This is a genomic window from Vibrio sp. 10N.261.46.E11, from assembly GCF_041472735.1.
Lineage (GTDB): Bacteria > Pseudomonadota > Gammaproteobacteria > Enterobacterales > Vibrionaceae > Vibrio.
The window spans coordinates 34,547-58,286 of the sequence record NZ_JBFRQW010000015.1 but is presented as its reverse complement, the minus strand read 5'-3'; the positions used below and the strand labels follow the sequence as shown (position 1 = coordinate 58,286).

The 23,740-nt window shown below is 43.9% G+C and carries 19 protein-coding genes; 13 read left to right on the top strand and 6 right to left on the bottom strand.

Annotation, left to right across the window (positions count from 1 at the left end; all coding sequences use genetic code 11):
- Positions 1-100 precede the first annotated feature (100 nt).
- Together AB4407_RS05015 and AB4407_RS05010 are read right to left on the bottom strand one after the other, a co-directional pair.
- Positions 101-1,354, bottom strand: a complete 1,254-nt coding sequence (locus AB4407_RS05015; RefSeq protein WP_372119261.1) for an aromatic amino acid transport family protein — start codon at positions 1,352-1,354, stop codon at positions 101-103.
- A gap of 309 nt (positions 1,355-1,663) precedes the next feature.
- Entirely contained in the window at positions 1,664-2,263 is a 600-nt protein-coding gene (locus tag AB4407_RS05010; RefSeq protein ID WP_372119258.1) for a CoA pyrophosphatase, read from the bottom strand.
- A gap of 339 nt (positions 2,264-2,602) precedes the next feature.
- Between AB4407_RS05010 and AB4407_RS05005 the strand changes: the two genes are divergently transcribed.
- The 3 genes from AB4407_RS05005 to AB4407_RS04995 all read left to right on the top strand — a co-directional run bounded on the left by AB4407_RS05005 (position 2,603) and on the right by AB4407_RS04995 (position 5,636).
- Complete coding sequence (locus AB4407_RS05005) at positions 2,603-3,145, top strand: heme NO-binding domain-containing protein (protein WP_372119255.1); 543 nt, start codon at positions 2,603-2,605, stop codon at positions 3,143-3,145.
- Position 3,146: 1 nt separating this feature from the next.
- Entirely contained in the window at positions 3,147-4,841 is a 1,695-nt protein-coding gene (locus tag AB4407_RS05000) for an ATP-binding protein (RefSeq protein ID WP_372119252.1), read from the top strand.
- Positions 4,842-5,018: 177 nt separating this feature from the next.
- Entirely contained in the window at positions 5,019-5,636 is a 618-nt protein-coding gene (locus AB4407_RS04995; protein WP_372119250.1) for a porin family protein, read from the top strand.
- Positions 5,637-5,773: 137 nt separating this feature from the next.
- Here AB4407_RS04995 and pabB read toward each other — a convergent pair whose 3' ends face one another.
- Complete coding sequence (gene pabB / locus AB4407_RS04990; RefSeq protein WP_372119247.1) at positions 5,774-7,180, bottom strand: aminodeoxychorismate synthase component I; 1,407 nt, start codon at positions 7,178-7,180, stop codon at positions 5,774-5,776.
- A gap of 254 nt (positions 7,181-7,434) precedes the next feature.
- On the opposite strand from pabB, the gene AB4407_RS04985 reads away from it, so the two are divergent.
- From AB4407_RS04985 to AB4407_RS04950, 8 genes are all read left to right on the top strand, one after another.
- Positions 7,435-8,955 (top strand): fumarate hydratase, encoded by a 1,521-nt coding sequence (locus AB4407_RS04985; protein ID WP_123287010.1) that lies wholly within the window; start codon positions 7,435-7,437, stop codon positions 8,953-8,955.
- 137 nt (positions 8,956-9,092) lie between these two features.
- Positions 9,093-9,278: a hypothetical protein gene (locus AB4407_RS04980; protein WP_372119244.1), complete on the top strand. Its 186-nt coding sequence runs from the start codon at positions 9,093-9,095 to the stop codon at positions 9,276-9,278.
- 211 nt (positions 9,279-9,489) lie between these two features.
- Entirely contained in the window at positions 9,490-10,863 is a 1,374-nt protein-coding gene (locus tag AB4407_RS04975) for a YcjX family protein (RefSeq protein WP_372119242.1), read from the top strand.
- Positions 10,864-10,877: 14 nt separating this feature from the next.
- Complete coding sequence (locus tag AB4407_RS04970; RefSeq protein WP_372119239.1) at positions 10,878-11,930, top strand: YcjF family protein; 1,053 nt, start codon at positions 10,878-10,880, stop codon at positions 11,928-11,930.
- A gap of 187 nt (positions 11,931-12,117) precedes the next feature.
- The gene (gene tyrR, locus AB4407_RS04965; protein ID WP_372119236.1) at positions 12,118-13,662 is read left to right on the top strand and encodes a transcriptional regulator TyrR; all 1,545 of its coding nucleotides are present in this window, start codon (positions 12,118-12,120) and stop codon (positions 13,660-13,662) included.
- A 72-nt stretch (positions 13,663-13,734) separates the two neighbouring features.
- Positions 13,735-14,322 (top strand): ribosomal protein S5-alanine N-acetyltransferase, encoded by a 588-nt coding sequence (gene rimJ, locus AB4407_RS04960; protein WP_372119234.1) that lies wholly within the window; start codon positions 13,735-13,737, stop codon positions 14,320-14,322.
- Positions 14,323-14,442: 120 nt separating this feature from the next.
- Positions 14,443-14,916, top strand: a complete 474-nt coding sequence (locus AB4407_RS04955; protein WP_029223379.1) for a DUF2947 domain-containing protein — start codon at positions 14,443-14,445, stop codon at positions 14,914-14,916.
- Positions 14,917-15,163: 247 nt separating this feature from the next.
- On the top strand, positions 15,164-15,379 hold the full coding sequence (locus AB4407_RS04950; protein ID WP_012604204.1) for a hypothetical protein: 216 nt from the start codon (positions 15,164-15,166) through the stop codon (positions 15,377-15,379).
- Positions 15,380-15,551: 172 nt separating this feature from the next.
- Here AB4407_RS04950 and AB4407_RS04945 read toward each other — a convergent pair whose 3' ends face one another.
- The 3 genes from AB4407_RS04945 to AB4407_RS04935 form a co-directional block, all read right to left on the bottom strand.
- Positions 15,552-18,404, bottom strand: a complete 2,853-nt coding sequence (locus AB4407_RS04945; RefSeq protein WP_372119231.1) for an Hsp70 family protein — start codon at positions 18,402-18,404, stop codon at positions 15,552-15,554.
- A gap of 138 nt (positions 18,405-18,542) precedes the next feature.
- Positions 18,543-20,456, bottom strand: coding sequence for an Hsp70 family protein (locus tag AB4407_RS04940; RefSeq protein WP_372119228.1), 1,914 nt, complete (start codon positions 20,454-20,456; stop codon positions 18,543-18,545).
- Positions 20,456-21,088, bottom strand: coding sequence for a DUF2760 domain-containing protein (locus AB4407_RS04935; RefSeq protein WP_372119225.1), 633 nt, complete (start codon positions 21,086-21,088; stop codon positions 20,456-20,458). Before AB4407_RS04935 ends, AB4407_RS04940 begins: the two co-directional genes overlap by 1 nt.
- Before the next feature lie 347 nt (positions 21,089-21,435).
- Here AB4407_RS04935 and AB4407_RS04930 point away from each other — a divergent pair, with 347 nt between their 5' ends.
- The gene (locus AB4407_RS04930) at positions 21,436-22,974 is read left to right on the top strand and encodes a diguanylate cyclase domain-containing protein (RefSeq protein WP_372119222.1); all 1,539 of its coding nucleotides are present in this window, start codon (positions 21,436-21,438) and stop codon (positions 22,972-22,974) included.
- Between the two features lie 87 nt (positions 22,975-23,061).
- Complete coding sequence (locus AB4407_RS04925) at positions 23,062-23,592, top strand: 3'-5' exonuclease (protein ID WP_017109700.1); 531 nt, start codon at positions 23,062-23,064, stop codon at positions 23,590-23,592.
- The last annotated feature ends 148 nt before the right edge of the window (positions 23,593-23,740 follow it).

The following is a 23,740-nucleotide window of genomic DNA, read 5'->3' as shown; positions in this document are numbered from 1 at the left end:
AGCCTCCCAAGGGGAGTAGGGAGGCTCATTTATTATCATTATATTTTTTGTCTAACCTCGCCATATAAGATGAATGTCATCTTATAAAAAGGGCTTGAGATTAAAGAGCGCCGTAGATTACAGAACTAATAGCCGCTAGACCACATAAAGCTGTAAAGATTTGCACAGGTGCTGAAGTTTTGTACTTAGCCATAGCTGGTACTTTGTTCATTGCGAATACAGGCATTAGGAACAGGATAGCTGCAATCATTGGAGCACCCATTGTTTCAATCATACCTAGGATACTTGGGTTAACTACCGCAACAATCCAAGTAGTAACAACGATGAACGCTAGAGATGCTTTTTCGATAGTGCTTACTGAAGAACCAGAGCGAGACTTGATTAGACCAACAAGACCTTCGTGAGCACCTAGGAAGTGACCGAAGTAGCTTGAAGTAATCGCTGCGAACGCTACTAGAGGACCCATGTAAGAGATAAGTGGAGACTCATGTACGTTTGCTAGGTAAGAAAGAACAGAGATGTTCTGTGCTTGTGCTGTTGCTAGTTGCTCTGGAGATAGAGAAAGAACTACAGAGAATACGAAGAACATTACAAAACCCATCAGCATCATTGCTGCGCCGCCAGTGATAGCGTCAGTTTTCTTAACTGCGTCATCACCGTATACACGACGTTGTTCTTTAGAGAACTGTGAAATGATTGGGCTGTGGTTGAAAGAGAACACGATGATTGGAATCGCAAGCCAGATAATAGAAGGCATTGCTGACCATTCTGGGCTTGTTTCCATCATTGAAGTGTTCCAATCAGGAACTAGGTAGAAAGACAATGCTAGTAGGATGAATACTAGTGGGTAAACCATTGCTGAAGTTGCTTTAAGCATCAGCTCTTTACCGAATACAACACCAGCTGTCATAGCAAGGATAAGTGCACCAGAAAGAAGAGGACGTGGAATCGATTCCATACCCATTTGGTTTACTAGGAAAGAGTCAACCGTGTTTGTGATACCAACACCGTAGATAAGAACGATCGGGTAGATAGCGAAGAAGTAAGCAAAAGTAATAATGTTTGCGCCAGTCTTACCGAAGTGCTCTTCAACTGTGTCTGTAATATCAGCTTCAGGGTTTTTAGCAGACAGTACGAAACGAGCTAGAGATTTGTGTGCGAACCAAGTCATTGGTGCCGCGATTAAAGCTAGGATAACTAGTGGCCAAAAACCACCCGCGCCAGCTTTGATTGGAAGGAATAGTACACCAGCACCAACTGCTGTACCGAATAGTGATAGACACCAGGTGAAATCTTTATAGTTAAATTTACTTGTCTCTGTAACGGCATTTGCCGAAGAAGTTGTTGTGTTCATGTTAAATTACTCATTTTTTGGGAACAGGAAATAAGTCGGGGCTAATTCTGCAGAATTTTCTTCTACAAAAAATAGATCTAAATCATGTAATGAAACGGCGTGTCACATGATATGCGAAAAACGGATTTTTGATCACGAAAATAGCGTGCCACAGGTGATTTATGCTCATGCTTACCATTAGTTTATCTTATGCGAAAGGTGGTCCAGTGCAGAGTTATATCAGGGAAACGTTTGCGCGAAATTGGATTAATAAATCTGTTCCATGAAAAAGGCTGTGTTTGTTAACAAGGATTAAACAAAACGTAGTTGCTATGTAATTTGTTGCACTACGTGTTGTTGTATTGATTGAATGATTTGAGCCGTAACGCCCCAAATTAGGTGCTCTTGGAAGGGCATGGCAAAAACACGATGTTTGATTTTTTTTAAGTTAACAGTGTGGCTGTGTAACTTGGCATGGTCTAAAACGTAGGTGACGGGTACCTCAAAAATCGAGGCAACTTCGTTCTCATCGATGATAGGTTTATAGTCAGAATCGATCACTGCAACAATCGGTGTAACTAAAAATTTACTAATGGTACTCAAAGTGGGTAATTGCCCAACAATTTTAACTTGATCCGATCGAATTCCGACCTCTTCGTGAAGTTCTCTTAGTGCAGTGAATTGTATAGAAGGATCAGAGAGTTCGTGTTTCCCTCCGGGAAAGCTGATTTGACCAGGGTGATGTTTTAAATGAGCGGCTCTTTTGGTAAAAATAACATGTAAACCATCCTCTCGTTCCACTAACCCGACGACCACTGCCGCTTTACGCAATTGATCATCACTGATATGCGAAACGCGCTCAACAGATTCTGGGTGATAGCCAACGGTAGAGTTGAGCTGGAATTGTTGAAGGAAGTTATCTTTGTTCATATAAAGCCAATATATTGATTATTATGATTTTAAGTATAGGCACAACACCGAGTTGAAAGCCAATTTCACTGCTCAGCTCGTTTGGCGTAGTTTTTTATACTTGACCTGTCTGTTTACTCTCTTATAGGGATGAATAGATAACATCGCCAATCAATAGAGAAGCTTGGTGGGCTTTATCTTAAATTCTCAGGTTTTTGCTATATTCAATATGGGCATATGAGCCTGTAAGAGTTACTCATGTCATAAAATTGAGTGGTTAAACGTAGTTTTTGCCCTTAAGAATTTGATAACAATCACTTAGTGGCTCATTCTAAAAAGAAATAGCAGAAAAGGTATGAGATGAAAGGAATCATATTCACCGAATTTTTGGAACTTGTTGAAGATAAGTTCGGGTTAGAGCTTTTAGAAGAAGTTTTAGAAATGTCAGAAGACGAAGGGATCTACACATCAGTCGGAAGTTACGACCACAAAGATCTTGTTCGATTGATTATAAACTTGAGTAAGAAAACCGATATTGATGCAGCGAGCCTGCAACGTGTTTTTGGGCAATCGGTTTTTAAGAACTTACTGGCCTCACTACCGAATAAAGCGAGCCTCGCCCATAGCAACACCACTTTTCAATTTATCCAACACGTAGAGCGCTATATTCACGTAGAAGTGAAGAAGCTCTATCCCGACGCTGAGCCACCAGAATTCAGCTTTCTTACCACGACCGAAGCGCAACTTGTTTTTGACTATAAAAGCGCACGATGCATGTCTCACGTTTGTTTGGGGCTAATAGAAGGATGTGCTGAATATCACGGCGAATCAATTGGGGTAGAAATGACACCTCAGAATGATGACCAAAGTGTGGTTAGGTTTAATCTCAAAGTAGAAAAGTGATATGGATCTGGCATCTGCCCAAGAGAAAAAACTTAAACGTCAAATAGCAGCACGGAAAGCGGCTGAAACCTTGTTGGAGCAAAAGAGTCTCGAGCTGTTTGAGGCAAATCAACAGCTTGAACTTGCGTTGCGCCAATTAGAAAAGCGTTCCAATGCGAATATTCGACGGATCGAATTCCAAGAACAAATCGACAACCTGTTGATTGACTTCGGACGCGCGTTTCTGAGGAGTGATCTCGATGACGTGATGTTGTCCCAATTGACGGCGAGTGTAACTAACAGTTATCTAATTGAAGCCAGTCGCTTGGTTTTACCCCCCAATCTAATCCCTCAGCTACAAACCCATGACTATGGTGATGAAACAGTCGAGGTAATAGAGAACATTCAAGAACCTCATTGGCAAGGTTGCTTGCTTACCGTGCCATTAGAGGTCGAAAAAGTGATTGTGGGCGCGTTAATCGTTCAGGTCCGGTTGTTAGACCAAGACTACGAGTTCATTCAAAGCCAACTGATGTTAGTAACGGACCTTATTTGCAGTGCGTTAACTCATCAACTTGCGATTAACCGAAATATTGAATCACGTAAGCGAGCAGAAGAGTCGGAAAGGGCAACACGCGATTTTGTCGCGATGATTAACCATGAATTGAGAACCCCACTCAATGGTCTTCTTGGTAGTGCAGAGTTGATAAGCGACACCGAACTGAGCAGTTCTCAACGTGAAATCGTGAATAACTTGAGCCAATCCGGTGAGTTTCTCAGAACCATCATTAATGACCTTCTCGATTACAGTAAAATCAATGCGGGTATGCTGGAATTAATTCCCAAGACATTTGCACTCCAAGATTTGAAAAATACCATTGATAGTATCTTTACCAATCGAGCGATTGAAAAGCAGATCCAGTTTGATGTCAATGTAACCGATGGGGTACCCAGTCACTTCTATGGTGACTTAGAGCGTATTACTCAATTGTTCGTGAACTTAATTGGCAATGCAATTAAATTCACCGATCAAGGCCATGTGAGCGTAGAGATAAAATGGCTTAACGACCAATTTGTTTTTTCTGTTGAGGATAGTGGCGTTGGTATTGCTCAATCTGCTATTAAGACACTGTTTGAACCTTTTACACAGGCCGATAACTCAAGTAGCCGAAATTACGAAGGGACAGGGCTTGGTTTAGCGATTTGTCGCAAGCTAGCTGCGTTAATGAGGGGAGACATTAAGGTGAGCAGTATTGTTGGTTCGGGTACGACATTTACCATTTCACTCCCTCTTAAAGTTGTCGATACATTGGCTGAGCGCGATAGTGTCGCCAAAGGTTTTGAGTCTGAGGTTGAATTGACATTGCTTAAAGTGCTGGTGGTTGATGATATTAAGATGAACCAGATCATCATCCAACAAATGCTACGCAAATACGAAATAGAGCCAGCGATTGCCGGTAATGGTATAGAAGGGTTGGAATTAGCGTCGAATAATGAGTATGACATTGTGTTTATGGATTGCCGGATGCCAGTCATGGATGGTTTTGAAGCGACGAAGAAACTGCGAAGTTCAGGGTATAGCCAACCAATTATTGCATTAACCGCTGGTACGACAAAAGAAGAGCGAGAGTTGTGTATTGAATCTGGTATGGACGATATATTGAGTAAACCCTATACCGCTAATGACTTGGTGATAATGCTGAATAAGTGGGGCTAATAAATATCGTTGTCTTTGTAGTGAGTAAATATGCAACGTTATTGATTTGTATCTAATATCTTGAGTATATTATCAATGTAACAAGTGAACTGACAATACTATACGTTCACTTACTATATTGGTCGCTTTTATCAATTATATTAAGGGGGTTTGAAAAACTATAAAAATGGATTCGATATGAAAAAAATGATAGTGACGCTTGCTCTAATTGCACCTTTATCTGCCGTGGCTGCACAACAGGACCCAAATGGTTTCTATATTGGGGTTGGAGCGGGTTCAACTGAATTTGATGATGGTGGTTTTGGTAAGGCCATAACTCGTAAAACCACAACAACTGAGACGGAATCACCTTCTTATAAACTCATCGCCGGTTATCAGATCAACCGTATTGTTGGTATTGAAGGCCAATATACGAAATACGGCACAGCGACAACCAAAGTAGGCAGTTCAAAAGCATTCACAACCGATTTTAGTTCAATTAGCGTTGCTGCGAATGTTGGATACACATTCGATATTGGTATTCGACCTTATGCGCTTTTAGGTTATAGTTTTTTAAATTCAGAAATTGAAAATAGTGGAAATAACAAATATTTTTCTACTAAGTCATCAACCGTATCCGGTATAAAAATGGGGGTGGGTGTAGAGTACACTATTCCTGCAGTACCTGCGCTAGCATTGCGTGCTGGTATTGACTGGGAAGGTGCTGATATCAAAGTGAAAGATGAAAAGAACAAAGAGTTATCTAATGTTCATACACTAGGCTCATTCTATTTGGCAACAACATACACATTCTAAGCTAGTGTTAAAGAAGAAGCTAAGTAGGTTATAGCTCACTTAGCCAATTAAGGCATATAGAATTAACGTCACCGTAATTCTATATGCTATTTCGAAAACGCGATATCGTAGCTATATTACCTGCAGCAAAGATCAAACTATTTAGTGGCTAATACCGGTAGGATACGGCTTAACTTATCCAGAGTCTCTTGATATTCAGATACGCAATCACTATCAAATACCACACCACCGCCAGCCCATGCATAAAGGGCATTATCTTCCGCCACTAAGGTACGAATTGTAATGCTGGTGTCCATTCTGCCATTACGGCTGATATAACCGATACTGCCGCAGTACGCTGAACGTCGATGTGGTTCTAACTCTTCAATGATCTGCATCGCGCGAACTTTTGGCGCTCCAGTAATCGACCCCCCGGGAAAGCAAGCCCTTAATAGGTCATGTGCTGAATATTGGACATCAAGCTCTGCCCTTATCGTGCTCACTAAGTGGTGCACAGCAGGGAAACTCTCTATATCGAAGAGCTTGGGTACATGAACCGATCCCGGCTTAGCGACTCGACCTATGTCATTGCGCAGTAGGTCGACGATCATCAGATTTTCAGCCTGATCCTTTTCTGCTGCCGTTAAGTCTTGAGCATTGGCGTTGTCAATCATAGGGTCTTCAGAACGAGGACGAGTGCCTTTGATCGGCTTAGTTTCAATGGTGCCACTATTGAGCTCTAAGAATCGTTCAGGAGAGACACTTAAGATTGCAGAGTGTTCAAGACGAATAAAACCAGAAAACGGCGCCGAATTGTATTGCTCTAACTTTTCATAAGCGAGCCATTCGCTGCCTTGGTAATCGGCACGAAAACGCTGAGCAAGGTTTATCTGATAACAGTCACCCGACAACAAGTACTCTTGAACGCTATCGAACTTATTGGCATAACTCTGTTCAGTCATGTTGGATTGCCATGGGGTGGTTAATCCAAACTTCTGATGAGTTCGTTCAGTTAGTTCAGTTTGTTCTGCTTGTTGGCTTGGCGATGGTTGTTGAGTTAACCAATCCCAATGGGTATCAATGTTTTGCCCAACAAGGAACGCAGCTTTAAGCTTGTGATCAACAATCACAGCCCATTCATACAAGCCAACCGCCATGTCTGGCGCAGAAATATCACGCTTAGCAAGAGAGGGCAGAGCTTCTACTCGTCGCCCTAAATCGTAACTAAAATAGCCTAGAGCGCCGCCAATGAAAGGAAGTTCAGGATGCTCACTGGTTGCGGGTAGCAATTGCTGCTGATATTGGTCGAGTAGTTCGAAAGGGTCTGACTCTGAAACCTCGCACGTCTCATTAACATTAACGGTCGTTTCTGCACCGATTGTCTCGAAGGTGGCGATGGGTTGAGCAACTAAAATGTCGTATCGACTATCGACGTGGCTTTCTGAGGCAGAGCGTAATAGCATTGCCCACGGCACGCTTTCAATATGAGAAAACAGCTGTTTAGCTAAAGTTGATTGATATTCAAGCGGCTTGATTTGGATAGAGCGAAATTCGTTGTTATTCATTTGTTTAATTTGTGACAAAGAGTTCGATCACTGCATGGCGTGTGAGAGGAAGCAAGAGTATCATAAATTGAAAATAAAATGGGTTCTTGATTAGAACGGAGTAATCCAAGTGGTTTAGTTTACAGCTATGCAAGCGATTGCTAAAGCAACTAAATACAGCTCAACACAATAAAAAGCTAAACCATCTAATCCGATTCGGCACACATAGCCAAACGATGAACCCACATGGAACCAGAACAATAAAGAGGCATGCAATGACGGTTATTCGTAAGCAAGATGTGATCAGCAGTGTCGCTGACGCACTTCAGTACATTTCTTATTATCACCCTTTAGACTTTGTCCAAGCCCTAGAAAAAGCGTATGAGAAAGAAGAGAGCCAAGCAGCAAAAGATGCGATCGCTCAGATTCTTATTAACTCGCGTATGTCTGCGGAAGGCCATCGTCCAATTTGTCAGGATACAGGTATTGTTACTTGTTTCGTGAACATCGGTATGGATGTTAGGTGGGAAACGGATCAAACAGTACAACAGATGGTTGATGAAGGTGTTCGCCAAGCTTACAACAACCCAGATAACCCATTGCGTGCATCTGTCCTAATGGACCCTGCAGGTAAGCGTATTAATACTAAAGACAACACACCAGCGGTTGTTCACATTAATATGGTTCCTGGCAACAAAGTTGAAATTCAAATCGCAGCAAAAGGCGGCGGTTCTGAGAACAAAACTAAGATGGTTATGCTGAACCCTTCTGATGATATTGCAGAATGGGTAGAGAAGACCTTACCAACCATGGGTGCGGGCTGGTGTCCACCAGGCATGCTAGGCATAGGCATTGGTGGTACGGCTGAGAAAGCAGCGGTACTAGCAAAAGAATCTCTGATGGAACACATCGATATTCAAGAGCTTATCGACAAAGGTCCAGAGAACGCTGAAGAAGAGCTTCGTTTAGACATCTTCAACCGCGTAAACAAACTGGGCATTGGCGCACAAGGTCTTGGCGGTCTAACGACTGTGGTTGACGTGAAAATCAAAACAGCACCAACGCACGCAGCGTCTAAACCTGTTTGCTTGATCCCGAACTGTGCGGCAACGCGTCACGTTCATTTCACACTAGACGGCAGCGGCCCTGCAGAGCTAACACCACCTAAGTTAGAAGAGTGGCCAGATATTACTTGGGAAGCAGGCGCAAATACACGCCGTGTTAACCTTGATGAAATTACTAAAGAAGACGTTCAAGAGTGGAAGACTGGCGAAACGGTTCTTCTATCAGGCAAGATCTTAACCGGTCGTGATGCAGCGCATAAGCGTATTCAAGGCATGCTTGAAAGTGGTGAAGGTTTACCAGAAGGCGTCGACCTGAAAGGTAAGTTCATTTACTACGTAGGCCCTGTTGATGCAGTAGGCGATGAAGCGGTAGGTCCTGCTGGCCCGACAACGTCTACTCGTATGGATAAGTTCACCGACATGATGCTAGAAGAAACCGGCATTATGGGCATGATTGGTAAAGCAGAGCGCGGCCCTGCAACGGTTGAGTCAATCAAACAACATAAATCGGTTTACCTGATGGCGGTTGGTGGTGCAGCTTATTTAGTTGCGAAAGCCATTAAAAAAGCACGTGTGGTTGCGTTTGAAGATCTCGGTATGGAAGCGATTTACGAGTTTGAAGTTGAAGATATGCCTGTAACGGTTGCGGTTGACTCTAACGGCGTGAACGCGCACCAGATCGGCCCTGACACGTGGAAAGTGAAAATTGCTGAAGCTGAAAAAGCCAAATAAGAATTGGCATCAGCGTTTGAATCACGACTTTTCATAGGAAGTTAAAGGCAAAAGTGCAGCATTATCTGCACTTTTGTCATATTATCAATGATATAGTGATAAACACTTAGTTTGATATAAGAATATAGGAGAGAGGAATGCCTCGTTTTATTCAGATCCTACAGATTATCTTAGCAGTGGTGGTGGGTGCTTTTGTTGGCTACGACCTGATCTTGAAAGGGATCAGCATCTTTGATAATAAATACGTAACGATTACTTGTGCACTTTGGCTAATTGCAGAGATTGCACTGTTTGTTATCTACAAGCTAATTGAAGACGATTAAGAGTCGGATATTGCAGAAAAATTCTAAAGCCCCTGATTATGAATGTAGTCAGGGGCTTTTATTCATCTAGCATTAAGAATGGGTATTGCATACTCACCACTATTAGTAAAAGAACAAGCAAAAGCATACATACTATCCCAACAGGGAAAGAACATAGGCTTGCCTCTCTATTATCATAATCAGCTAGCCTAACTATCACGGAGTCGTTCAAATGAAACACCTAACTCAAGAAATGAGTGACTTTATAAGCAGAGGAACGGATTCTCACATTCGAGTCGCGGTCACGGGGCTTTCTCGTGCGGGCAAGACAGCATTCATTACTTCGCTGGTTAATCAGCTTCTTCATACGTCTACCCACAAAAAACTGCCACTGCTTGCATCAGCGAGAGATGGAAGAATTATTGGCGCAAAGCGCATCCCGCAACACAACATGATGATTCCACGCTTCTCTTATGATGAAGCGATGGAGTCGTTGAATGCACAACCACCAGAATGGCCAGTGCCAACGCGAGATGTTAGTGAGATTCGTCTAGCAATTAAATATAAGCCAGCTAAAGGCGCAAAGAAGCTGCTGAGCAAAAACAGCACCCTTTATCTCGATATTGTTGATTATCCGGGCGAATGGCTGCTTGATTTACCTTTGTTGGACATGGACTTTGATACTTGGAGTCAATCTCAATTTGTCGCGTTGAAAGGAGATAGAGAAACCTACTCGCAACAGTGGAACACAATACGTGGTGACATTGACTTGCTAGCCGAAGCCGACGAAAAGAAACTAGTCGCGATTGCCGATAGCTATACCCAGTACCTTCATACTTGTAAAAGTAACGGACTGCACTGGGTACAACCGGGTCGATTCGTATTGCCGGGTGAGCTTGAAGGCGCGCCTGTGCTGCAATTTTTTCCGTGCGCTGCTCCCGAGGGTAAGTTCTCAAAAACCAGCAACTATGCGGTTTTAAAAGCTCGTTATGAAGAGTACCAACAGAAGGTCGTAAAGGCTTTCTATAAGAATCACTTCGCGACATTCGATAGACAAATCGTGCTGGTGGATTGCTTACAACCACTTAACGCAGGCTATGACTCTTTCATGGACATGCGTGGTGCGTTAGAACAGTTATTGAAGAGCTTTAAGTACGGGCGAAGCAATATGCTAAGACGCTTGTTTGCACCGAAGATCGACAAGATTTTGTTTGCAGCCACCAAAGCTGACCATGTGACACCGGATCAACATCCGAACTTGGTATCACTGTTACAGCAGATGGTACACCCTGCTTGGCAACAGGCGGCGTTTGAACATATCGACATGAGTTGCATGAGCATTGCGTCTATTCAAGCGACCAGCGCGGGTTATATCTCGTCAGGTTCAGACAATGTTCCGGCGTTGCAAGGTGTGACTTTAGATAATGTTCCTCAAACCATGTATCCGGGAGAAGTGCCGCGTAAACTGCCAAACAAACAGTATTGGGAAACCAACCAGTTTGATTTTACGAGCTTTAGGCCGATGGAGCAGCACTCTGACGAGCCTTGTCAGCATCTAAGGATCGACAAGGTTTTAGAGTATCTAATTGGCGACAAGTTGAAGTAATTGAGGCAATTGAAATGAGTGAATTAAAAACGAAACAGGTCTTTGATGAACCGTTGAAGACCTCGTTCGATGAGCCGGATAAGAATGAAGTTACCCCAGATTTGGGTGCTCAAAAGTTATTCACGGAACAAGAGAAGTTTGTGCCCGTCGCTCCACAAGTGGAAACCGACCTTGATGGTGACGCTGAGCAACAACTGGAACAAGTGATTCGACCGAGTAAAAAGAAGAAGTGGTTTGGGACGGGCTTACTTGTCACTTTCTCAGGTCTGGTGGGCTGGCAGGCGATTGACTCTGTCATTACTGCTATTCAAACCGCTGACTGGCTAGCTTTAGGCTGGGCTGGTTTTATCGCTGCCATTGCTTCATTAGGTTTAGGCGCAATAGGCAAAGAGTTGTGGAAGCTGCGTTCGCTGAAAGATCATTTCAGTGTGCAAGAGCAGAGTGAAGAGCTGTTACAAAGCCAGAGTGTTGGTAAAGGCAAAGCGTTCTGTGAAAACATTGCCAAGCAGGGCGGTATTATCGCTGAATCACCCGCTTATGATAAGTGGCGAAACAGCATTAATCCTGCGCACAGCGATGCTGAAGTGTTGGATATGTACGATGCGTTAGTCGTGAGTCAGCAAGATAAGATCGCTACTCAGATCGTCACTAAGTTCTCTACCGAATCCGCGGCTTTGGTTGCTGTGAGCCCATTGGCGGCAGCCGATATGTTGCTGGTGGCGTGGCGTAATTTCACTATGATAGACAGGCTTGCCGACGTCTATGGTATTGGGCTTGGCTATTGGTCTCGCATTAAGTTGTTCAAGTTGGTGTTAATCAACATGGCAGCGGCCGGTGCAAGTGAGCTGGCGATTGATGCAAGTATGGACTTAGTCTCGATGGATCTTGCAGGTAAAGTCTCAGCTCGAGCAGGGCAGGGGCTCGGTGTCGGCATCCTCACGGCGAGACTGGGCTTAAAAGCAATGACATTGCTGCGTCCTATGCCTTGGCATAATGAGCGAAAAGTAAAACTATCCGACCTTCGCAAAGCCGTCCTTTCTGAAATAAAGCGCATTACCTTAAAGTAAAGCGAAGTGCTTAAAATTGAAATGTAGGAAATAAAGCGAATTACCTTCCTATAAAGTCTATATACACAAGGAAGTTGAGTGATTTGCGAGCGAAGAGTAAACATATGTTTACTCTTCTTCTTGACTGAACTTAGAGCTTAATTCACACTACTGTCAACTTATCCTGACACCTATAATAGGACTATTTGTGCGTCTTGAAGTATTGTGTGAAGACAGACTCGGCTTAACGCGTGAGTTGCTCGATATCTTGGCCTCAAAAAGCATTGATTTACGAGGAATCGAAATTGATGTTAAAGGTATTATTTACCTAAACTGCCCGGATATTAATTTTGATGCTTTTAGTGAACTTATGGCTGAAATTCGCCGAATTTCAGGTGTGAAGGATGTACGTAAAATCCAGTTTATGCCAAGCGAAAGGCATAACACAGAACTGATTGCCCTGCTGGCAAACCTACCTGATCCTGTGATTGCGATTGACCTTAAAGGCTCAGTCGACATGGCAAACCACGCTGCATTGAATCTCTTCAACAAACAAGAAGACGAAGTGATCGGTGAGTCACTCGCGACGTTCGTTCCTAGCTTTAACTTCGCTCGTTGGATTGAAGGCGATGTAACGCGTCATCGTGAAGTCGTGGTGCTAGATGGCCTAGATTTCTCTATTGAAATTCTGCCTATTTATCTTGGTGGTGATGTGAACGAAGCAGTACTGGCCAGTGCAGTAATGACGATTCGTTCTTGTAACCAAGAAATGAACGCGCCAGACGCCATCCCTGAACAGAATAACCTAGGTTTTGAACACTTTGTTGGTGTCTCTAATCGCCATAAAGCCTTGATCAGTCAAGCTAAGAAACTGGCTATGCTAGATCAACCTCTGCTTATTGAAGGGGACACAGGTACGGGTAAAGAGATGCTGGCGAAATCGTGTCATAACCGTTCAAATCGATCTTCTTTTCCATTTTTGATTCTAAGCTGTGCATCAATGCCTGATGACGTAGCAGAAACGGAATTGTTTGGACATGCACCGGGCTCATTCAACCATGAGCAAGGTCATAAAGGCATCTTTGAACAAGCGAATGGCGGTACTGTATTCTTAGATGAAATCGGCGAAATGAGCCCGCATCTACAAATCAAACTGCTGCGTTTCCTACAAGATGGTTCATTCCGTCGTGTTGGTGAAGAAGAAGAGATGCACGCGGATGTTCGTATTATCGCATCAACGCGCCATCGCCTTTCTGAATTAGCCGACTCGGGCTCGTTTCGTGAAGATCTGTTCTACCGCTTGAACGTACTGACTTTATCGATTCCTGCTTTGCGTGAACGTTCAAACGATGTTGCGCCATTACTGGAGCTATTCGTTGCAAAGTACGCACAGCAGTTAGGTATGTTGAAACCAAAGTTGACTCAAGAACTAATCGACCAATTAGGTAACTACCAATGGCCGGGCAATATTCGTCAGTTAGACAACATGGTTCTACGTGCACTAACAGAGTTGGATTCAGATACGTTAACGGTTGAGCAATTCCACCTGCCACAGCTTGACACTATGACTGCTGGAATGGCGAATTTAAGCTTAGACGGCTCGTTAGACGAGATCATGAAAGACTATGAATCTCAGATTTTAGAGAAGCTTTATCAGTCATTCCCATCAAGCCGTAAGCTTGCTAAACGTTTGAATGTATCTCACACCTCAATTGCGAATAAGCTTCGTGATTACGGTATCAGAAAGAGCTGATGATATTAGACTGCTAAATTCGGTACGAGTGAGGCGGTAACGGAAAAGAGACAAAAGAATAAGAACAAGACTATGGAAGATTCGAGTACGCAGCAACGTATTGATAAACGTGATGGCAACCTAATTTTACGAACGGCTGAGATCTATGATGCGAGCATGATCAGTGAGTACTTTCAGGTGAACAGAGAGTACCTTAAGCCTTGGGAACCGACCCGAGAGGATGCGTTCTTTGACAGAGCGAATTGGACTCAGCGGCTGATTAAGTTAAACGAACTCCATAAATTGGGGCTAGGCTATTACTGCTTGTTGATTAATGCAGATTCTAATGAAATGTTAGGTACCATATCGTTCAGTAATTTATCTCGTTTCCCGTTTTACGCTTGTAATGTGGGTTACTCATTGGCGCAAAATGCACAGGGTCACGGTTACATGCGCAGAGGCCTGAGCATGGCGAAAGACTACATGTTTGATGTGCAGAACATGCATCGCTTAATGGCGGGCTACATGCCTCACAACGAACGTAGTGCGGGTGTACTAGAGCATCTTGGTTTTGTTCGAGAAGGCTTTGCCAAAGATTACCTACAGATTAACGGTAAATGGGAAGATCACGTGTTGACGGCACTGGTAAACCCAAACTGGCAAGATAAACGCTCCGTGTGAGTGTAAAACATTGAATTTAGATACAGCGGAGAACATAAATAAAATGAAGTCATCGCTAGATCGAAAGAACATATAGGCATGGTAAGCCCATAAGCCTGAGAAGATATTTGAGGAATTTTGATGTCATATACAACTTTGGACGAATACCAAAGAAAATGGATTTTCACTCACCAATCAATGCCGCTTCCAGCAGAGGACTTGGAAAAGATAAAGCCAATGACACAGGCGAGAGCATCTCAGTTTTGGAAAGAGAACGTAAGCCCTCAAAGCCCGGATGCAGAAAGACTAAGTTCGCAAGACTGGCCGAGCAAGGCATCTAACTGGAACGAAGAGATCAGCTGGATGGCAAATTGGGAAGCCGATGAGCCTGAAATGCCAGAAGAAATCCTTAACTTTATTGATTGGCAAGATGACGTAACTGTTTATTTTTGCTATGAAAAATACAATATACTTGAAACCAAATGGTCGGTTTTCAAGAAGCATTGGAAGAACTTTTTGTTCTACGATGATGGCCCTATCTTACTAGGTCGCCGTCGTTCAGAAGCACTTTGGTTTGCTACAAATGGTACGGTTAAAATTGGTAACCGTGCTTAAGTTGATCTGATTTAATCGTGCGAGCGTTGGCGATTCGAACAACAGACAAGAAGCGAGCATTAAGTTCGCTTTTTTTATACCTGAAGGTCATGGGGAATACCCACTGTCTGAGCTCAATTAAACATGAGCGGTTCCACTTTTTAAAGTGGGCAAATTACGAAATTGAGATCGCTATCTCATTGGGTTAGTTGAAGTTTTGTGTGTTTGAGCTATCTTAATATTACTGCCTTAGTGGAGGTGAAGTATTATGATTTGGGATACTCTCGAACGTGTAAATAAACTTCGCAAGGAAGCAATGGAAGATCCAGAGTTTTTGGATTCAGCAAAAATGCATGAGGAATGGCTTTTAAGCGAAACTCATAATCAATCGAACAAAGGAGCTAAAGAGAAAAAACCGAAAAAGTTATCTGATATTTATGAAAATACGGATTTTCCTATCAATCCAACTGGAACGAAACATTAACAATGATGAACTGCAACACGGCTAAGGCTCTTAACCAAAAAGCGATAAGTCGATTAAACATACCAGCCTTAAGCCACCCATAAAAAAGCCACTTTCAACGAACCGAAAGTGGCTTTTTCTTTTCTCGTTAGCTTCTTTACTCATTAACAACTAAAGCTAATCGTTTTTAAAGCTAGCTATTAATTAGGCTCAAGCCGCTTGGTAATGCATCACCAAACACGCGCTTAGACTCGCTCTCAGAAAGCTCAGTAACTTCACTTACTAGTGTTAACCAAGACTCTGGCACCTTGCTTTGCTTTAATTTTTCAAGAACCTGAGCACGGTAGTCTTCAGAGATATCGAACTGTCGGTCACCCGTCTTACGACAAATCATCACAGCCGCGAAGGCAATCATCTGCTCTTTCTGCCAATTCTGGTCAAGCAGCTTTGGTAACCACTGTTCTGCTTGCTCTCTTGGAATGACGCTGTGTTGGCTACCATACAAAGGTGTTCTTGATGCTAATCGACCTAGCGCCCACCAGTGCGCCTGTTCGAACTGATTATGGTTAATTGCTTTGCTCAAGAACCATGTAGCCAATAGAACTTTATCTTCCACCTCGAGTTGCTCAAGGGACGCTGCCAATCTCACCATGGCTTCATAGCCATTGTCTTGCGCATCTTTCGCTGTCTTAGGGTTCTTCATTGCACCTGGGTGAAGGTACTTCGCGATATCAGCCAAGATGGTCTCTTGCTGTTCTTGATTTAAACCACCCGCAACACGGCGCCAGAATACCCACCAATCTGTCCAACCCTGATGGTTCTGGAATTGGATGTTTTGTTGGTAGAGTCCCCAAATTTGTTCAATACGCCATGAATCGGTTGGATCACCAAAGCCGGGACGCAAAGAGTAACCCGCCAAGCGGAGCCAGTTCTTCTCGTGTGCTTCAGAGCGACGACGACGTTTACGACCTAAAGAGAACGAATCAAACAAATGACGAAGAGTGGTAAAGTCCCACTCTTCACGCTTACCAAGTCGTTTCTCAAGATCTTTGGCCAGCGTTTTGATCTCTTTAGACTCAGCACTTTTCTTGTTGCCGCTGTACAGACGAGAAATCAACTCCTTACACTCATCCAATCTTGGATGAAGTTTAGAGTTGTCGGATTCATCGCCTTGCTTATTTCTGACTTCGAACTCAAGCAACCAACGCTTGGTGTCATCTTCCGTACTCACACACTCCATTTTCAATGTGCCGACTTCGGTTAACTGACAAGCGAGCAGTACTTCAACGCGCTCTTTTTGGTTAGCCTGAAGCTGTGCAGTGCCTGACCCTTCCAGCGTTGAAATATAAGGTGGAAGAGGGGAGAACAAGTCAGCGTCAACATTGACCATCACACCATTTTGAATGGCGGTGTCATGAGCAATTTGATCGTGTGTTGAAGTCAATAGATTGAAACGTACCGGCTCTCCCAAAGTCAGTGAGAAACGACGGCTGTTTAAGCGTATCTCTTGGCCTTCTTCAGTACCTTTGGCAAGCAGACAAAGCGCTTTGCCCATCTTGTTCTTCTCTTGTAGATGCAAGAAGTAAGAACGAGCGGCACCGCCACCGATTTTCAGTTGTGCACCACGGCGTGCTTTACCAAAAGCTACAGCACCAAGGGCTACAGACCAGTCAGGGTGAGGGTTATCTAAGACGGTGATTGGTGCACCGTTCCAATTGCCAAGTAACTGAGTAATACGTTCGGTGACAAGCTCACTGTTGAACACACCACCGTTGAGTAGCACACCAACAGGAATTGCAGGTTTGGTATCATCAAACTCAACAGAGTCTGACTTTTCCAATGCGGCTTTAGATACTTGCTGGTGGGTCGCTAGGAATTCGGCAACGTGCTTACTTACAGCAGGATCTGCTGCGTAGGGTAGACCGAACTCTACAACCGCGCTACGTCGTTTGTCGGGTACTTCCGTAAACTCTGAAAGCGGGAAGAAACCTTCTAGTGCAATCTGATGAACTTCTTGTTTGGTTAAACCAATACTCTTCGTTCCGCTAAGCAGTTTTGAACCGCTGCCCAGCATGGTGATCTTCACATCGTCTGGCGCATTAGCAGAAAGCAGGCTCTCTTTTGCCGCACGTGTTTGCTGAATCAGTTTGGTTAGGCTAGAGGCATTCAACTTTTTATTTTGATTGAAGCGCTGCTCGGCTAGGTGAGCGAGGGCTAAATCTAGGTTATCACCACCGAGCATTAAGTGTTCGCCCACGCCAATACGGTCGAGTGCCAGCTCGCTGTGACCTTGCTTGCCCGTATCGCTGCTCGTATCGAATTTGGCTTCAATTAAGCTTAAGTCAGTGGTACCGCCGCCAACATCACACACTAAGATCAACGGGATTTGTTGAAGCTCTTCCGCAGCCGTTTGTTGATGACGAGCGTACCAGTCGTAACATACCGCTTGAGGCTCTTCGAGTAATAGAATCTTGCCTAAGCCTGCGAGTTCTGCGGCTTCAAGTGTCAGCTTACGTGCTGTCTCATCGAATGAAGCCGGAACCGTCACTACAACATCTTGATCTTCGAGTTTGTTGCTTGGATTACGGTAGTTCCATGCTTGGCGAATGTGATTCAGGTAGCTCGCACTCGCGACAACTGGCGATACTTTATCGACATCCGCTGCGCCTGCCCAAGGCAGAATGTCGGAGTTACGATCAACCGCTTGGTGTGATAACCAGCTTTTAGCACTCGACACTTGGCGACCTTCAACCTTAGCACCCAATTCACGGGCCCATTCTCCAACGATAACGTTTTTTATATCGCCTTCAACTGGGCTTGGTTCCCACGGCATAGTCAGGTCAGAAGGGGAGATCTGACCTTGTGCGGGGTGGTAACGAAATGATGGTAGTAGAGGCTTGCGAACCACTTCACCGGGGCCGATGAGTTGGTCAATATCGAAAAGAGAAACGGGAGCATGTTGTAGGTCGTCGTTGATTTCACAGTAAGCGACAACAGTATTGGTTGTGCCTAAGTCAATGCCGACTAAAAAACGAGGAGATGCCATACAAAACCTTATTCTGCCAAAGTGATGACCAGTTAATGGATAGTCTTGGTCTTATTATTGTCTTTGGAATGCTTTTAATACAGGGCTAGGGAATCGCATTGATAAAGTAACGGCACCCGTTAAGGTGCCGTTGATTCATTATGCTTGTTCGTTTGAGTCGTTATTCGAGTCTTCACGAACATCGAACTCAACGTGCCATTTCTGACCATTGTCAGTGGCAATCGCTTCTAGGTATAACGTGCCTAATTCAGTAACACGAGACGCCAAAGTCACCGGAACCACTTCACCTTCGCGACGACCTTCAGAAACAGGCAGTGTCACTTGGATTTCAGGAAGCTCATCCAGATCTTCTGGAGTCCAGTGATCAAGGTGCGTACCAGCTTCATCTTCACGACGTGTTGTTGAACCGAAGAATTGGAAGTGAACAGGCTGACCAATCACGAGACCGAACTCTTGGCTAGGCACTTGAACGCTTGAGCCTTCTTCCATACCAAATGGTGCAACACACAAAGCTTCCATTGGAGGAGCCATACCTGGGATTGCTGGCATCGCGCTCTCAATTCCTACGTAGTAAGAAGAAGCGATACCGCCGCGGATACGAACGCCTTGGCCACGACGTACTGCGCCGTAGTAAGAAGCGCCACTTGCAACTGCTAGGTCTAGGTCTAGGCCTGAAAGCTGTTTAGCAAATTCAGCGTCGGCATTAATTAGCCATTCATTGATCGTGTCTGAAAGACGATCTGCAAGTAGGTTAGATTTTAGAACACCACCATTGAACAGTACCGCTGTTGGTTTGATGAAGTCTGCTGCTGGCGCTTCTGTACAGGGCATACCGGGCATGTTTGCAAACGGGTTGAAATCTTGTTGAGCGGCTTCGCCATTTCCAGAAAGCGCATTAGCTTGCTTAGAAAGGAACGCGGCAATATGACGAGTGATCCCCGCGTCTTGAGCGTAAGGTAGACCCATCTGAGTCAGTGCACCACGTGTTTTCTGTACCGGATGATCCGTTACCGCCACTTGTGGGAAGAAGCCTTCAACCAATGTTTGTTGTACTTCTTGCTGAGTCAGTTCTGTTTTCAATGTTGCGCCAAGTAGCTTAGAGCCACGGCTTGGAACAACGATCGGCACAGATTGAAGCTCAGCCTCGTTAAGCAGAGCTTCTTTCGCATCGCGACACGCGTGAGTCATCGCTTGAACCTGCCAAGGAGCCAGTTCTTTGCCTTCTTGAGCCAGTTTCATTTTCAGACGGTAAGCGAGCGCTAAGTCCATGTTGTCGCCGCCAAGTAGGATGTGTTCACCTACAGCGATACGGTTCAGGCTTAGGTTGCCTTCGTCTTGTGTTACTTCAACTAACGAAAGGTCGGTTGTACCACCACCGATATCGACAACTAGAACGATGTCACCAACGTTCACTTCATCACGCCATGTATCGTTGCTGTTATCAATCCAGCTATAAAGAGCCGCTTGTGGCTCTTCTAGAAGCGTTAGGTGAGTGAAACCAACATTACGCGCAGCTTCAGCCGTTAGGTCGCGGGCCGCAGGATCAAACGAAGCTGGAACGGTGATCGTTACATCTTGGTCTGCCAGTTTGTGTTCTGGGTTAGCGTGGTTCCAAGCATCTTTCAGGTGCTCAAGGTACAGTTCAGTAGTCTTAAGCGGAGATACTTTTTCAACTTCTTCAGGGCTGCCTGCAGGAAGGAAAGCATCACGACGGTTCACACCACCGTGGCATAGCCAAGATTTAGCACTTGCGACCAAACGGATAGGGGTTTTAGAACCAAGGTTACGCGCAATGGCACCAACCAGTGCTTTAGGCTCAGAAGACCAAGGCAGAACGCGAGAACCCGCATTCATTTCATGTTCGTGCGGCTGGTATAGAAACGAGCCAAGTTGGCTGCGAGTTTCTACTGTACCTGGAGCCGTCAGTTGAGGGATTGGCATTACCTCAACGCGAGCGTCTTCATTTGTTGTGTCGATGAAAGACAAAACACAGTGTGTAGTTCCTAAATCGATACCGACACTGAACTTAGGCGCCTGATTTTGGTGTTCCATTATAGCTCCACCTCTGCCGGTGCAATCACAGATGCATCGTAGTTCTCAGCAAGTTTAGGCAGGTTCATGTCAGTTGCTTTCCAGCCTTTGTGAACTAGCGTGCCATTGAACGGTGCATTGCCCGTTACATTGCCTGTTAGGCGGATTTCTTGTGGGTTGAAACCTTCAACAACTGTGATACGTGTTTCTTCATCTTCTGTGCGGATGTGAGACAGCGTTACGTAGTCCGCTAATACTTTTTTACCGCCAGTGTGAATAACGCGAGCTGCTGCGCCAACTTCTTCGTCTGAGAATGAAGTCAGATCTTCTTTTAAGAAATCGATTAAACGCGCTTCTTGTTGCATGATAGACAAAAGTTGCATTGCAGAGTCAGTCGGAGCTGTTGCAAGCTTAGATTCAACTTCAACGACTTTCTCGATCACTTTTTCAACTTCAACAACTTTCTCTACTTCGACAATTTTTTCGACTGGCTTTTCAACTTCAACGATTTTCTCTACTGGTTTTTCTACGACTTTCTCAACCACTTGGGTTTTACGAGAAACGGCAATTAACAGTAGTAAAACGCTTGATGCAGTTAAGCCTGCGTGAAGCATATCAAACGTCTGTGGGATTAGGTTCAAATCAACGATCATAGTGATTTCTCTTTAAAATTGATTTAACGGTGTATTCGTCGGTTTAAAGGAATATACAGGTTGGAAAGAAACTCATCGGCGCAAGTCCGAAACGGTCACTTTCAAGCTATAAATATGGGTGGATACTAGCATATTCAAGGCTTAAGAGGTGTATTTAATGTTTTCAAACAAGTGGTTTTTTGGTGTGTTAGCTTGAAATTTAGTCGAGACTTGTCTGGTTATTGGTCATAGACTTAGTGAAATCTAGAAAATGCCCGTTTAATGTGACATTTAGGACTAAACATGAATGGAGCATTATTTCCGTCCGTTATATACTTTCTACTCAATTTACTCCATTTGGAACCTGTATGCCTGACGCCACTGACCCACTCACCGGGGTGAAGAGAAAAACACTCCCATTGGTCGTATTCTCGGTCGGTGTTTTGATCACTGTGTTGTGTTTTGTCTTTGTCGCGCATAATCAGCAGCGTGCATTGATAACGAATTTAAATAGCTTTGCTACCCACCAAACGCTGGGTCTTGAAGCGTTTGTCAATAATGATGTGGCTTACATCGGCTCCGGCGCTAATTTTTTCTATTCTAATGAACCAGATAACTGGGATAACTTCGACCGTTTTGCAGAGCAAACTATCGCCCATTCAAAGAGTCTAATTGCGCTGCAGTGGATGCAAAAAGTATCGGCTGATGAAATCACAACATATACAAAAGAAATGGAAGAGAAATACCCATTTTTTAAGTTGTATACCATTCCAAAACACCAAGAAAAAGCGTACGGCTATGTATTAGATGGCGAATCTGCCTTTATTGCAACTGACGTTTACCCAAACACAGAGGCAAATAATAAAGTATTAGGTTTTTATTCATCTAGAGAGCGTTTTAAATTAGTTATAGACAACATTAAACAAACTCGCGAAGCCAATGTTTCTGACAAGGTACGCCTAATACAAGATGGCTTAGATCAAGAAACACCAAAGGGTGGCATGTTGGTTTATCACCCTGTGTTTGATGGTGAAAGTGACAATTTACTCGGTGTTGTGATTGGTGTAGTTCGTACAACTTATTACTTTGAAAATCTATTAGCTTCGGCTGTAGGGGATATGAATGTCTATATTCGTGTCACTGACACTGGTTTTGAAGCGGAAGATTCACCTATCTTGTTTGAGACTGAAGGTTATGATTCAGTCTTTGGTCACGAGATAACAAAGACTTTGGCTCTGACTAATCGCGACTGGAAGATCGATTACAAGATCGATTCCTGCATCTCTTTTTATGGCTATCTGGTGTTAACAGGCATCGCATTGGTAGGGACAACCATCTCGTTGTTGTTGGCCTACATCGTTAACATGCAAATCAGAGAGAAAGAACGTTTATATCAAATGCTGGACAAGAGGACTGAAGAACTTCGTTTCTTAGCCGACCACGATAGCCTGACTGAAATTTATAACCGACGCGCTTTCAATAAGAAGCTGGATAAGGCGATTGAGCGAGACCAACCTTTTAGTTTGATTGGGTTTGATATCGACAAGTTCAAAGGCATTAACGATGAATTTGGGCACCCAACAGGTGATGCTTTGCTGATTCATGTCATCAAGTTGATTTCTGTGAACCTCAAACAAGGGGATGACCTGTTCCGTTTAGGTGGTGATGAGTTCTGCATCATCTCTAGCATCTCGAATCATGAAGCCTTGAATCGTTATTTAGAGTGCATTCTAAATACCGTGAGTCACTCTCATTGTGAACACAAAGGTCGACAACTTAGCTGTACCCTGAGCATCGGTGCAGCCATTCGTAACAGTGAAGACTCTGAAGAGATCATGCAAAAAGCGGACAGCATGCTCTATCAAAGTAAGTCAAATGGCCGAAATAGAGTCACAATTGCAGGCTAAATGAGCACTTGATGCAACTGGGGTCGAGTTCTTTATTGGGCTCATGTACAATTTCAAAGAACTTTTGATGAAAGAATTGGGCGACGTATGAATCACAATCGAGTGGTATGTTTCGATTTAGAAATGTGCTGTTGGAGCAAAGATGGTGTAGGAACAACAGGAGAGATCATTGAAGTAGGTCTTGCTGAGATCGACCTTGTATCTGGAACCATCGTGAAGCGCGCGCAATATTACGTTAAGCCCGAAAAAGACGAAGTCTCTCTGTTTTGTGCAGAGCTAACAGGCATTACACCTCGCAAGATAGAAAAGCAGGGTCGCCCACTAGAATCGGTCATCAAGTCGATGATTAAAAACTTCGGTGGCCCAAAGAAAATCTATGCCGCTTGGGGACGTGATGACCTTATCTTACACAAAGAGTGTATAGAGAAAGGCATCGAACCACCGTTTAGCGAGTTCTTGAACATAGCCACACTTTATCGTGTTCAAAATAGATTGAAAGAAAAACGCATTGGTCATCGTGCAGCTCAAGAAGCGAAAAATATCGAGTGGGAAGGTCGTCAGCACTCTGGATATGTTGATGCTTATAATCTTGCGAAACTAACATTAACAATGTTGTAGACGAAATGAGCCTGTAATTTAAATTGTTGTAGCTGAATTTTTTAATCTTCTCAGTTTTATCCATTCACATTTAATACCAATCACAGTAAGTAAGTGATCAAACATAGCGTAGGAAAAAAGCTTGAGAGCAAGGCAGAATTTTTCGATA